This window comes from Streptomyces sp. NBC_00259, from assembly GCF_036181745.1.
GTDB classification, from domain to species: domain Bacteria; phylum Actinomycetota; class Actinomycetes; order Streptomycetales; family Streptomycetaceae; genus Streptomyces; species Streptomyces pratisoli.
On sequence record NZ_CP108080.1, the window covers coordinates 480,203 to 493,427 of the forward strand.

Genomic DNA, 13,225 nt, shown 5'->3' on the forward strand with positions numbered 1-13,225 from the left:
GGGGCGGGGCCACGGGGAGTTCCCCGTGGCCCCGCCCCTTCTGTCAGGCCTTCCAGGTCCTTCCGGTCTCTCCGGGCCTTCCGGTCTCTCCGGTTCAGGAGGCGGGCTGCTCGACCTTGGTATCGGCCTTGCCGTCGACGGCGGCGGCCAGCTGCGGGGCGAGTCGCTCGACGACGTACGGCAGGCTGAGGGGGGAGACGAACGACGTGGCGTTGCCGTAGTCGCTGCTCTCGTGGATGAAGACCTCGCGGCCGTTCTTCACCACGTTCAGATCGCCGTACGAGGCGTCCTTGTGCAGCTTGTCCGCGTCCTTGGTGACGTCACTGACGATCCAGACGATGGCGTCCTGGTCGAGCAGGTCGGTGCGCTCCTTGCTGATGTTGGCCCCGAACTTGTCGCCGATCGCCTTGTCCAGATCGGTGGGGAGCTTGAAGCCGAGGTCGGTGAGGAGCCGTGAACGCGCGTCCTGGGTGCCGAAGACGAACATGCCCTCGTACGGGGTGGCCATCACGGCCGTGGCACCAGCGAAGGCGGGGTGCTCCTTGCCGGCGGCCGCGATCTTCGCCTCGACGTCCGCGACGACCTTCTCGGCCTCCGCGGGCTTGTTGAGCGCCGTGCCGACCTTCTTCGTCAGCTCTTGCCACGGGATGCCGTAGTCGTTGTACTCCTTCGGCTGGGCGACGACCGGGGCGAACTTGGACAGCGACTCGTACTGTTCCTTGGTGAGCCCGCCGTACAGGGCGAGGATCAGGTCCGGCTTGAGGGCGGCGATCTTCTCGACCTGCGGTCCGGTGCCGGTGTCCTTGAGGACGGTGGGCACGGGGCCGCCGCCCAGCTTGTCCTGGGCCCAGGGGCCGATGGCTCCCTTGTAGCCGCCGAGCCACTCGGTGGTGCCGACCGGGACCTTGCCGAGGGCCAGTACGGCGTCCTGGTCGGTGAGGCCGACGGTGACGATCCGCCGGGGCTCGGACGTGATCGTGGTGGTGCCGTACTTGTGCTCGATCGTGACCGGGTAGGCGGTGTCGCCGGAGGAGCTCTTGTCCGTGGTCTTGGCCTTGTCGGAGCCGGAGTCCTCGCCGCAGGCGGTGGCGGTACCGAAGAGCAGCAGGACGGAGGCGAGCACGGCGGCGAGCCGTGGGGCGCTGAGGGAGCGGGCCATCGGTGGTCCTTCGGTTCGGGTTCCTGTGGAGCTTCGGGTGCGGTGGAGCTGCGGATTGCCGTGGTGCGACAGGGGTTGCCGTGGGGGGTGGGGTCCTATGAGCCGGCGGCGCGGGTGTCCGACCACGCTTCCCAGAGCGCGGCGTATCGTCCCCCGGCGGCGCGGAGTTCGTCGTGCGTGCCGGTTTCGACGATGCGTCCGGCGTCCATGACGACGATGCGGTCCGCGGTCGCCGCCTGGGTGAGCCGGTGGGCGACGACGAGGGCGGTGCGTCCGTCGACGGCGCGGGCGGCGGCCTTCTCCAGGGCGCGGGCGCCCGTGCTTCCGGCCTCGGCGGTGGCCTCGTCCAGCACGGCGACGGGCGGGTCGGTGAGGATGAGCCGGGCGAGCGCGAGGGCCTGCGTCTGTGCGCTGGTGAGCCGGTGCCCGCCCTCGCCGACGACGGTGTCCAGGCCGTCCGGAAGCGCCTCGGCCCAGCCGAGGGCGTCGACCCGGTCGAGTGCGTCGCGCAGTTCGGCGTCCGTGGCGTCCGGCCCGGCCAGCCGGAGGTCGTCGGCGAGGGGGCCGGCGAAGACATGGACCTCCTGGGTGACGAGGGCGACCGTGCGGCGGACGGCGGCGGGCCCGAGGGCGTCGAGGTCCGCGCCGCCGAGCCGGATGGTGCCGCTGGCCGGACGGTGGATGCCGGCGATGAGCTTGGCCAGGGTGGTCTTGCCCGCGCCGCTGGCGCCGACCAGGGCGACGCGCTCGCCGGGGCGCAGGGTCAGGTCGATGTCGTGGAGGACCGGATGGCCGGGTTCGTAGGAGTGGCCGAGGCCGGTGACGGTGACGGAGGCGTCGCGCGGGGTGGCGGGCCGCTCGGGCTGGGCGGGCAGCGGCAGATCGGCGACCCCGACGAGCCGGGAGAGCCCGGCGGTCGCCTTCTGGGCGTCGTCGAGGAGGACCAGTGCGGCGTTGACGGGCGTGAACAGACTGTGGAAGTACAGGGCCGCGGCCGTCGCGGTGCCCAGCGACGCCGAGCCCTCCCGCACCAGCCAGAAGCCGGCGGCCAGCATGGCGGCGAGGCCGATGAACTCCCCTATGTGGAGGCGGCAGTAGAAGCTCAGGACCAGGCGCACGCCGCGCATGGTCACCTCGACGGCGGTCCATGAGCGCCGTGCGACCCGCTCGGCGTGGTCCTCCTCCAGTCCGAGGGCCCGGACGGTGGAGGAGCCGCCGATGGTGCCGAGCAGTTGCTGCTGCTGGGCGCCCGAGGCCACGCGCTGCTCGGCGTAGACCGGTACGGCGCCGCGGAGGTACCAGCGGGCGGTGTGCACCTGGACGGGTACGGCGAGCAGTGCCGCGAGCAGGAAGCGCCAGTCGAGGACGGCGAGCGCGCCCAGGGTGAGGACGATGGCGACGAGTGAACGGGCCAGCTCGGGCAGCGCGTTGCGGACGGCTCCCGCGATCAGTGAGACATCGCCGGTGACCCGTACCGTCAGATCTCCCGAGCCGGCCTTCTCCACCTGTTCCAGCGGCAGTCCGAGGGCCCGTTCCACGAACCGCTCGCGCAGCCGGGCGAGTACGGTCTCGCCGAGCCGCGAGACGAGGGAGAGGCCGAGCCCGGTGCTGACGCCCTGGGTAACGGCGACGGCGACCAACAGGACCACGGTCGTCGTGATGGCGCCGGCCGGCGCGCGGTCGGCGGCCAGGTCGACGATGCGGCCGAGCAGCGGCTGGGTGAGCAGCCCGATCGCCGTGGCGACGACGACCGCCGCGAATCCGCCCCAGGCGAGGGCCCGGTAGGGGCGCAGGAGTTCCCGCACGGCGGCGCGGGTGCGGGCGGCCGTCGCGACCGGCAGCAGCTCCCGCTCCTCGCCGTCCGCTGCCGCTGCCGACGTGCCCTGACCGGCCGTCATGACAGCACCGCCGTACGGTAGTCCGTGCGGCCGCGGACCAGTTCGGTGTGGGCCGCCGTGGCGGACACCCGGCCTCCTTCGACGAGGACGACGCGGTCGGTCACCGCGAGCAGTACGGGGCTGGTGGTCACGAGGATCGTGGTGCGCTCGCGCCGGATGTCCCGGATACCGGCGGCGATCCTGGCCTCGGTGACGGCGTCGACGGCGGTCGCCGGGTCGTGGAGCACGAGGACCGGCGGATCGGCGGCGAGGGCCCGGGCGAGAGCGACGCGCTGGCGCTGTCCACCGGAGAGCGAGCGTCCGCGTTCGGTCACGGCCGTACGCGCTCCGTGCGGCAGGCTCGCGGCGACCTCGTCGGCGCCGGACGCCGCCATGGCCGCGGCGATGTCGGCCGTGGGGGACGCCGCGGCCGAGACGTTGTCGGCGAGGGTGCCTTCGAAGAGGTCCGCGTCGTGTTCCGCGACGAGGATCGCGGCACGGACGTCCGCGGGGTGGAGGGCGGTGAGTTCCACCCCGTCCAGTTCCGCCGAACCGCTGTCGGGGTCGCCGCGGCGGCCCAGGCACCGCAACAGGGCGGTGGCGTCCGCGGGGTCGGGGGCGACGACTCCCACCACCTCGCCGGGCGCGGCGTCGAGGTCGACACCGGCCAGCGTGCCGTAGTGGACACCGCGCAGTCGCACATGCCCCTGGGCCCTCGTCCCCGGGACGCCTTCGGTCGCCGTGCCGGGGCCGCCCGTGGCCGTCGTCGCCGATTCCGGCCCGGCCGGCCGGCCGGTGCCCGCGGGCACGGCGGGCGGGGCCGCGAGGACGGCGGCGATGCGTGAGGCCGAGGCGCGCCCCTGGGCGAACTCGGAGTTGAGCCAGGAGAGTTCGGACAGCGGGCCGAGCAGGAACAGCGCGAGCCCGACCGCCGAGACGAGTTCGCCCAGGCTGATCTCGCCCCGGGCGGCGAGGCGTCCGCCGACGAGGGCGACGAGGGCGATGAACGTGCCGGTGAGGGCGAGGACGACGCCCTTCTGCCACGCCTGTGCGCGGGTTGCCCGCAAGGTGGCGGTCAGTGAGTCGCGGCTGGTGCCGCGGTAGCGGGCAACGGCCGCCGTCTCGGCGCCGATTCCCTTGAGGACCCGCAGTCCGGCGACGAGGTCGGCGGCGATGCCCGACGCGTGTGCCGCGCGCTCCTGCTCGGCCTCGCTGCGCCGCTCCAGGGGCTTGCTGAGCAGATGGCCGAGCCAGATCAGCAGCGGGGTGCCGAGCAGGACCACCAGGCCGAGCGGCACGGAGATCCGCAGCAGGAACACGGCTCCGGCGAGGAGCGCGGTCAGCGCCGAAACCGCCAGCACCAGCGCCATGTTGACGGCGCCGACGCGCCGGGCGTCCTCGGTGGCGAGCGTGGTCAGGGCGCCGGGCAGCTGCCCGTCGTCGGCGCCGCCCGCCGGGTCCAGTATCCGCCCGACGAGGTCGGTCCTGAGTCCGTGTGCGGCGGCCTCGGAGGCACGCTCGCCCGCTCGCGCCCCGAAGCGGAAGCTGAACGACAGGATGAGATAGGCGACGGCCAACGCCCCGGTCCACAGAAGGAGTTGGCCTCCGTCGCCACGGGACACGGCACGGTCGACGACGAGTCCGATGATGACGGGGACCAGGGCTTCGCCGGCCTGGTGCCCGGCCCCCAGGGCCGAGCCGAGGGCCACGTCGCGCCACTGTCCCTTGACCGCACGCCCCAGGACGTCCCGCCCCGACGGTCCTCCAGCTCCCACCGCACCCCTCCGGACCGGCTCCGCGGCAATCCTTGGGTCGAGCACGAATACTTAGGTAAGGCTAGACTAAGTACTCACTGCCGGGCTACCCCGGTGGCCCACCTCGGCGCCGGGCCGGTCGGCCCGGTCCGCAGGCGGGTTCACGGCCGCCGAGTTGCCCGGAGCACCTCGAGGGCGATCGTGGAACTGTGGACGGAGACGACGAGGGCCGGCGGGACGCAGCGATACTGGATGCCTTGTTCAGCCAGGCACCGCAGGGCCTCTTCGTGTGCGACACGGACCTGCGCGTCGTCCGGTTCAACAGGGCTGCGCCCGGCGTGCGCGGGATTCCCCCCGAGAAGGTGCTCGGGCACACCTTCGCGGAGTTCGCCCCCGGAATAACGGAAGTGGACGTCACCGCGCTGTGCGAGGAGGTCCTCCGCACCGGGAAGGTGATCCGTGACCGGCTGGCGCGGGGCAGGCCCCCGTCGAACCCGGACAAGGACATGATGGTCTCGTTCTCCCTGTTCAGACTGCAGGGAGCGGACGGCGAGATCCTCGGTCTGGCGGCCCTCGTCGACGATGTGACCGACCGCGAGTCCGCCCTGGAACGGCTGGATCTGCTCCACGAGGCGAGGAAGTCCATCGGCACGAGCCTCGACGCGTTCCGCACCGCGGAAGAGCTGACCGATGTCCTGGTGCCCCGGGTCGCCGACGCCGCGGCGGTGGACATCATCGACGAGGCACTGCGCGGACGCTCGCTGCCGTCCGGGCCCGTGTCCGCGGACACACCGATGCGCCGGGCCGCGTTCCGGTCGGTGCGCGGCGGCGAAGGGCCCAGGCCGAAGGGGGAACTGGCCACCCTCCCGTTCCCCACGCCGTACACCCAGGTGCTGAACGATCTGAGACCACGGATCGTCTCCGGGATCGCCCCGGACGACACGTGGCTCGCCGCGGATCCCGACCGGGCGGCCGCCCTCAGGTCCGCGGGCGTCCACTCCCTCCTCGTGCTGCCGCTGAGGCTGCGGGACACGGTGCTGGGACTGACCGCTCTGTACCGCTTCGACCGCCCCGACCCGTTCGACGGCGACGACCTCGCGCTGGTCACGGAGATCGTCGCCAAGGCCACGCTGCACCTCGAGAACGCACGCAGTTACGTACGCGAGCACACGATCGCCACGACGCTTCAGCGCGACCTCATGCCGTGCCGGCCGCCCGGACTGTCGGCCGTGGACACCGCGTACGCCTATCTGCCCGAGGGTGCCGGAGGCGACTGGTACGACGTCATTCCGCTGTCGGGCGCCCGGGTGGCCCTGGCCGTCGGCGATGTCGCCGGGTACGGGATCGAGGCCGCCGCCATCATGGGGCAGCTGCGCACCGCGCTGCGTACGCTCGCGCTGCAGGACCTGGAGCCCGAGGAGGCCCTCACCCGCCTCGACGAGACGGCCGCCTTCCTCGGCCGCACCCGCTCCCCCGTGGCGGCCGACTGCGAGAACGCCCCGGACTTCGTCGCGACCTGTCTCTTCGCCGTGTACGACCCGGTCTCGCGCAGCTGCACCGCCGCCCGGGCCGGGCACCCGGCGCCGCTGGTGCTGGGGCCCGACGGGTCCACGACCCCCTTCGAGGTGCCCTCGGGACGTGCGCTCGGGTCCGCCGACGGCATGGGATACATGTCGACCACCGCCACCCTGCCGGAGTCCACCCTTCTGGCGCTCTTCACCGACGGACTGGTGAAGCCGTACGGCCGGGACACCGAAGCCGCCCGCTCCCGGCTGGGGGAGATCCTCTCCCAGCCCGACGCACCGCTGGACCAGCTCTGTGACACCGCCGTCTACGAGCTGGTACCCGCCGAGCCGAGGGACGACGCCGTACTGCTGCTCGCGCGCACCCGCGCCCTGCCCGCGGACCGCGTCACCGTGTGGTCCCTCCCCCAGGACGATTCGGTCGTCGCCACGGCCCGGCGGCTGGTCGAGCACCAGCTCGGGGCGTGGGACCTCACCGACGCCGTCTTCACCACCGAGCTGATCGTCAGCGAGCTGGTCACCAACGCGATCCGCTACGGGCAGGGGCCCATCGAGCTACGGCTGATCCTCGACCACACCCTGATCTGCGAGGTGTCGGACACCAGCAGCACCTCACCGCACATGCGGCACGCCACCGCGACCGACGAAGGAGGCCGGGGACTGTTCATCGTCATGCAGCTCAGCGACCGCTGGGGCAGCCGTTCCACCGCGGACGGCAAAACCATCTGGTCGGAACAGGTGATCCCGGACGGCCCTGCCCGGTAGGGTCCACGCACCGAGGACGCCGCCGGCTTCGCCGCCCTTCGCCGCTGACTCGCCCGGACGGTCCCGGGCACGACAGCATGGAGGGAGGACACCCGGTGGCGGCTGCCCACGCGAGGAGGCGGTACGGACGGTGACGAGGCATGGCTTTGCGTTCTGCGGGGCCGAGCTGGCGGCTGTCTACGTGCTCGCCGGAGGCGGCAACGAACTCCATCTGGCCGAGCTGACCGGCGACCGCAGGATGCTCTACGGGCTCCCGGCGATCCTCGCCGTGGAGGGCCACTCCCCCGCCGCCGAGGCCTTCCGCGCCGGCCGGCCCCTGTGGCTGAGCCCCAAGGAACTCGCGGCGTACGTCGAGAGCGACCCGCACCACTTCCCCGGCCGAATACGCGGCGAGGACAGCGAGACGCCGGCCCGGCTCTCGCTGGGTGCCGTCCCCCTCGGCCGCGGCGCCAACGAGCTGGGCTGCCTGATCGTGGCGGGCGTGGTCCCCGACGGCTTCAGCCCCGACCGGCGCAGCCTGCTGGAGCTCTACGCCGACCAGGTCGCCGCGGGCCTGGAGTCGGCCGCCGCCCGCACCTCCGGGAGAACGGCGCCGCAGACGCATCTGGCGCAGGCCCTGGTCCCGCAGCGCGGTGGCGCGTTCATCCTCGAACTGAGCACCGGTCGCATGGAGGCACACGCCCATGTGCTGGATCTGCTCGGGATCCCTCCCGAGCAGTTCGACGGCCGGGTGGAGACCCTGCTGTCCTGCGCGGTCCCGGACGACATGCCCGCGCTGATGGCGATCGTGGAACCGGGCAGGATGTCCGCCGACACGGAGCAGATGGCGTTCCGTATCCGCCGGCCCGGCGGTGAGCTTCGCTGGCTGGGGCTGCGCTGCCGGGTGGAGGTCGACGCGGACGGCGCCCCGGAACGGGTGCTGGGCGTGGTCGCCGACGCCGCCTATCTGCGGCCCAGTGCCGACGAGGTCTCCGCGGTGCAGCGGCTGTCCGCCAAGCTGGCGGGTGCGACCACCATCCGGGAGGTCAGCCAGCTGGTGGTCGGTTCGCTGCGCGGGCCGCTGGACGCCGACCGGGTCGCGGTCGCCGAGCTGGAGTCCGACCGGCTCGTGGTCACCCTGCTCGACCCGCCGGAACCCGACGCCTGGCCCGACGTGTGGCGCTCCGAGTGGCGCTCCGAGTGGCCGGACGTGTCGACCCACGACCTGCCCACGCTGGAGGCCTCGCTGCGGGAGGGGCATGTGAGCCTGTGGCCCGCGGGCGCGGAACTCGAACCGGGACTGGCGGGCACCGGGCCGGGCGGGCTCGCGGTGCTGCCGCTCCCGGCGGACGGCCGGATGGTCGGGGTCTGTCTGATCGGGTGGGACGAGGAGCACCGGTTCGGGCCGGAGGAGCGGTCGCTGCTGACCGCGACCGCGGGTCTGGCGGGGCAGGCGCTGATGCGCGCGCACGCCCTGGACGCCGGGCACGAACTCGCCACCATGCTCCAGCGCAGCCTGCTCCCCAGAAAGCTCCCCGAGCTGCCGGGCGGGGAGGCCGTGGCGCGCTATCTGCCGGCGACGGCGGGGCTCGAGGTGGGCGGCGACTGGTACGACGTCATTCCGCTGGGCGAGGGGCATGTGGCGCTCGTCATCGGGGACGTGCAGGGGCACAGCGCGGGGGCCGCCACCATCATGGGCCAGATGCGCACGGCCGTCAGGGCCTACGCGGTGGAGGGCCATCCGCCCGATGTGGTGGTCGCCCGTGCCAACCGGCTGCTGGTCGGCATGGAGACCGATCTGTTCGCCACCTGCCTCTACGTGGACCTGGACATGGAGGAGGGCATCGCCCGGCTGGTGCGGGCCGGTCATCTGCACCCGGTGATACGCCACCCCGACGGCAGCACCGAGGAACTGATGGTGGAGGGCGGCCCACCGCTGGGCGTGCTCGCCGACGAGGAATTCCCCATGACGGAGGCCGGGTTGGTGCCCGGCACGCTGCTGATGATGCTGACGGACGGTCTGGTCGAGTCGGCGAACCTCACCCTGGAGGAGGGCATGCGGCGGGTGTCCGAGGTGCTCGCCGCGGCCGACCCCACCGACGCCGGACGGGTGGCCGATGAACTGGTGGTCCGGGTGAACCGGCGCGACGACGACGTGGCGCTGCTGCTGCTGCGCTACGACGGCACACGGGTACGGCCGATGCGGACCCACTGGACGGTGTGGCGGCTGCCCGACGCCGTGATGCACGCTCGCCGGTTCACCGCTCGCACCCTGCGTTCCTGGGGCGTGGTGGAGGAGCTCGACGCGGCCCTGCTGGTCGTGTCCGAGCTGGTCACCAACGCCATCGCGCATACCCAGGGAGAGGTGCGGCTGGATGTGACGCTGTCCTCGGACCGGCTGCGGATCGCCGTGAACGACGCCTCGCCCCGCAGTCCCGTCAAGCCCGCCAACCAGAACTGGGAGGCGACGGGCGGACGCGGGCTGCTCATCGTCGAGGCCTCGACCGCCTCCTGGGGCTCGGTACCGCTCAGCGGCGGCAAGCAGGTGTGGGCCGAGATCCCGCTGGCGCCGCGTGAGCAGCTGGCCAGGGCGCAGTGAACCGCTTACGCCGGGCCGATCGTGCCCGGGCCGTCGAGGTCGCTCCACCGCCGGCCGATCCGCTCGGCCTGCAGGGTGAGGGCCTCCACCAGTTCCCGCGTGCTGCGCGCGGCGGTCGTGCGCAGCACGGCCACGCTGATCTCACGCGCGAGCGGAGGGCCCGTCGGCTTCCGCACCGCGACGTCCTCGCGCGGGGTGCCCAGGGCGAGCCGCGGGACGAGCGCCACTCCCGCACCCGCGGCCACGAAGCCCTGGACGACGGCGTAGTCGTCGGTCCGCAGGGCGTGCACCGGCTCGAAGGAGTACTGCGCACAGGCCCAGGACAGGACCCGGTCGCAGGGGTCCCGGGGGTCCGCCGAACCGATCCAGTCGTCGTCCTTGAGCTCTTCGAGGGGTACGTGCGTCAGGGCGGCGCAGCGGTGGTCCTCGGGCATGACGAGCAGCAGCGGGTCGGTCAGCAGCGGATGCAGCTCGAAGTCGTCGTCGAGGTCGAGCCGGTCGCCCGGCTGGGAGAAGACGAGGGCGGCGTGCAGCTCCCGGGCGCGCAGGCCCCGCAGCAGGACCGGCAGCTCGCCCTCGACGAGGGACACCTGCACCCCGTCCTGTCGCACGGCCTTCACCGCCGGGGGCAGCAGCAGGGCGCCCGCCGTGGGGAAGGTGCCGATGTGCAGGGTGTGCGTGCCGCGCTCGGCCAGGTCCCGGACCTCGCGTTCGGCGAGCCGCAGCCGTTCGAGGACGGCCTCCGCGTGCGGGAGCAGTGCCGCTCCGAGCTCGGTCAGCGCGGCGCCACGGGGCCCTCGTCGCACCAGACGGGCGTCGAAGTGCGCTTCGAGGACCCCGAGGTGGTGGGTGATGGTGGGCTGTGTGTAGTGCAGCGCGCGGGCGGCGGCCGCGAGCGAGCCCTCCTGGGCGATGGCCTTCAGGACGGTCAGCTGACGCAGTTCGAGCATATAGACATTGTATGGAGGGCTAGAGGTAACTCATGTATTCCTCGATACCCTGGAGCGTGCGACGCTCACCGGCGTGAACAGCACAACCACCGCACCGACCACCGGCCCGCCGCCCGCCCGGAGCGGCCCGCAGCCCGCCCCGTACGCCGAGGCGCTCCGCGCCCAGGCGAGCCGCGACTGGGTCCGGCTGAACGTTCCCGGACACGCCGCGGACACGGCGAGCTTCGGCCCGCTCACCTCCCTCCTCGGCCCGGAGGCGCTCCGCCTGGACTTCCCGCCCCTCCTGGACGGCATCGATCTCGGCCCCACCGCCCCGCTGGGCGAGGCACTGTCCCTGGCCGCCGAGGCGTGGGGCGCCCGCCGCACCTGGTTCCTCACCAACGGCGCCTCGCAGGGCAACCAGATCGCCTCGCTCGTGACCCCGGCCCTCGGCCGTGTCCTGGTCGTACAGCGCAGCGTCCACTCCAGCGTCATCGACGGACTCGTGCTCTCGGGCCTGGAGGCCGCGTTCGTCCAGCCCTCGGTCGACGAGGAGCAGGGCATCGCCCATGGAGTCACCGCGGAGGACCTGGCGAAGGCCCTCGCCGAGCACCCGGACGCGGCGGCCGCCTACGTGGTCTCCCCGAGCTACTTCGGTGCGGTCGCCGATGTCCGCGCCCTGGCGGAGACGGCGCATGCCGCGGGTGTCCCGCTGATCGTGGACGAGGCGTGGGGCTCCCACTTCGGCTTCCACCCCGCACTGCCCGGCAACGCGCTCTCCCAGGGCGCGGACCTGGTCACCTCCAGCACCCACAAGCTGGCCGGGAGCCTCACCCAGTCGGCGATGCTGCACCTCGGGCACGGGCCCTTCGCCGATCGGCTCGAACCGCTGGTGGACCGTGCCTTCCGCCTCGTCCAGTCGACGAGCGCGAGCGCGCTGCTCATGGCCTCCCTCGACCTGGCACGGGCCACGCTGGTGGCGGGCCACGACGCCATCGGGGCGTCCGTGGAGGCGGCGGACACGGTACGCCGGGTGATCCGCCGGCTCGGCAGGTACGCGATCGTCAGCGACTCCTTCGGGCTGTTCCCGGACATCGCCGCCGCGGATCCCCTGCGCATCGCCATCGACACCCGCAGCGGCGGCATATCCGGCCACGAGGCACGCCGCCTGCTCAGCCGCGACCACCAGATCATGGTGGAGGTGGCCACCGACTCCGCGATCGTCGCCGTGGTGGGGGCGGGTGCCGCGCCGGACACGGACCGCTTCATCGAGGCCCTGCACTGTCTGCCCACGCCGCTGGTCGACGCCGGCCCGGACAACCGCTCCCGTCTGCGGCTGCCCGCTCCCGGCCCGGCCCGGCTCACCGCCCGCGAGGCCTTCCTGTGTCCTTCGCGCAGTGTGCCCGCCGGGGAGGCCGTCGGCATGATCTCCGCGGACACGCTCGCCGCCTACCCGCCGGGCATCCCGAACGTACTGCCGGGCGAGGTCATCACCGCCGAGGTGGTGGACTTCCTCCAGCGCACCGCCACGGCTCCCAGTGGCCATGTGCGCGGCGCTCTCGACCACGCGGTCTCCCGCCTCCGCGTCGTCGACCCCGCTCCACGGCTCTCGCACTGAGCCGGTCCTCGTATCCGCTCGAACTCCCGGAGAAAACACCATGAACCGACAGCTCACCGCACGCAGGGCGATCGCGGCCGTCGCCACGACCGGCATCGTCTCCCTCCTCGCCGCCTGCGGCAACCAGACCGAGGGCGCCGAGGAGACGGGCGGCGACAAGGCCACTGCCGTCGCCGCTCCGCTGGCGGACAAGCTCCCGCAGTCGATCCGCGACAAGGGTGTCATCAAGGTCGGCTCGGACATCGCCTACCCGCCGGTCGAGTTCAAGGACGGCTCCGGCAAGGTCGTCGGCATCGACCCCGACCTCGCGGACGCGATGGGCAAGCAGCTCGGGGTGAAGTTCGAGTTCGAGAACGGCACCTTCGACACCCTCATCACGGGTCTGCGCTCCAAGCGCTACGACCTCGCCATGTCGGCCATGACGGACACCAAGAACCGTCAGGAGGGTGTGGACTCCGAGACCGGCAAGAAGGTCGGCGAGGGCGTCGACTTCGTCGACTACTTCACCGCCGGTGTCTCGATCTACACGAAGCAGGGCGACGACAAGGGCATCAAGACCTGGGCCGACCTGTGCGGCAAGAAGGTCGTCCTGCAGCGCGGCACGGTCTCCGAGGACCTCGCCAAGGCCGAGAACGCCAAGTGCCTGAAGGCCAAGAAGGGCAAGATCGCGATCGAGGCCTTCGACAACGACCAGCAGGCCCAGACCCGTTTGCGTGCGGGCGGCGGTGACGCGGGCGTGTCCGACTTCCCCGTGGCGGCGTACGCGGCCAAGACCTCCGGCGGCGGCAAGGACTTCCAGATCGTGGGCGAGCAGGTCGAGGCCGCGCCGTACGGCATCGCGGTGGCGAAGACCAACACCCAGCTGCGTGACGCCATCCAGGCCGCGCTCGACGCCATCATCAAGAACGGCGAGTACGAGAAGATCATCGCCAAGTGGGGTGTCCAGGCCGGCTCGGTGACCGAGGCGAAGATCAACGGCGGTTCCTGACCGCCGAAGCACTGTCACTGAGCCGCTGAAAGGC

8 protein-coding genes are annotated in these 13,225 nt (G+C 72.6%); 4 read left to right on the top strand and 4 right to left on the bottom strand.

The annotated features are described in order from the left end of the window. Nucleotides 1–94: 94 nt before the first annotated feature. The 3 genes from OG766_RS02205 to OG766_RS02215 form a co-directional block, all read right to left on the bottom strand. Entirely contained in the window at nucleotides 95–1,159 is a 1,065-nt protein-coding gene (locus OG766_RS02205) for an iron-siderophore ABC transporter substrate-binding protein (RefSeq protein ID WP_328724409.1), read from the bottom strand. A gap of 95 nt (nucleotides 1,160–1,254) precedes the next feature. After that, nucleotides 1,255–3,057: an ABC transporter ATP-binding protein gene (locus OG766_RS02210; protein ID WP_328724410.1), complete on the bottom strand. Its 1,803-nt coding sequence runs from the start codon at nucleotides 3,055–3,057 to the stop codon at nucleotides 1,255–1,257. Further along, complete coding sequence (locus tag OG766_RS02215; RefSeq protein WP_266377070.1) at nucleotides 3,054–4,811, bottom strand: ABC transporter ATP-binding protein; 1,758 nt, start codon at nucleotides 4,809–4,811, stop codon at nucleotides 3,054–3,056. Before OG766_RS02215 ends, OG766_RS02210 begins: the two co-directional genes overlap by 4 nt. Nucleotides 4,812–4,999: 188 nt before the next feature. Between OG766_RS02215 and OG766_RS02220 the strand changes: the two genes are divergently transcribed. Both OG766_RS02220 and OG766_RS02225 read left to right on the top strand, forming a co-directional pair. Then, a complete protein-coding gene (locus tag OG766_RS02220; protein ID WP_328724411.1) occupies nucleotides 5,000–7,078 on the top strand; it encodes a SpoIIE family protein phosphatase in 2,079 nt (692 codons plus the stop codon). 130 nt (nucleotides 7,079–7,208) lie between these two features. Next, nucleotides 7,209–9,656, top strand: a complete 2,448-nt coding sequence (locus OG766_RS02225; RefSeq protein ID WP_328724412.1) for a SpoIIE family protein phosphatase — start codon at nucleotides 7,209–7,211, stop codon at nucleotides 9,654–9,656. Nucleotides 9,657–9,661: 5 nt separating this feature from the next. On the opposite strand, the gene OG766_RS02230 is transcribed toward OG766_RS02225, so the two are convergent. After that, nucleotides 9,662–10,606, bottom strand: coding sequence for a LysR family transcriptional regulator (locus OG766_RS02230; RefSeq protein WP_266377059.1), 945 nt, complete (start codon nucleotides 10,604–10,606; stop codon nucleotides 9,662–9,664). Between the two features lie 73 nt (nucleotides 10,607–10,679). Here OG766_RS02230 and OG766_RS02235 point away from each other — a divergent pair, with 73 nt between their 5' ends. Both OG766_RS02235 and OG766_RS02240 read left to right on the top strand, forming a co-directional pair. Continuing rightward, nucleotides 10,680–12,203 (top strand): aminotransferase class I/II-fold pyridoxal phosphate-dependent enzyme, encoded by a 1,524-nt coding sequence (locus OG766_RS02235; RefSeq protein WP_328724413.1) that lies wholly within the window; start codon nucleotides 10,680–10,682, stop codon nucleotides 12,201–12,203. A 40-nt stretch (nucleotides 12,204–12,243) separates the two neighbouring features. After that, nucleotides 12,244–13,191, top strand: a complete 948-nt coding sequence (locus OG766_RS02240) for an ABC transporter substrate-binding protein (protein WP_266377053.1) — start codon at nucleotides 12,244–12,246, stop codon at nucleotides 13,189–13,191. The last annotated feature ends 34 nt before the right edge of the window (nucleotides 13,192–13,225 follow it).

What these genes read in the sequence shown, in the direction of transcription:
- OG766_RS02205 (WP_328724409.1), bottom strand. Translation starts at nt 1,159, where the DNA reads ATGGCCCGCTCCCTCAGCGCCCCACGGCTCGCCGCCGTGCTCGCCTCC.
- OG766_RS02230 (WP_266377059.1), bottom strand. Translation starts at nt 10,606, where the DNA reads ATGCTCGAACTGCGTCAGCTGACCGTCCTGAAGGCCATCGCCCAGGAG.
- OG766_RS02210 (WP_328724410.1), bottom strand. Translation starts at nt 3,057, where the DNA reads ATGACGGCCGGTCAGGGCACGTCGGCAGCGGCAGCGGACGGCGAGGAG.
- OG766_RS02240 (WP_266377053.1), top strand. Translation starts at nt 12,244, where the DNA reads ATGAACCGACAGCTCACCGCACGCAGGGCGATCGCGGCCGTCGCCACG.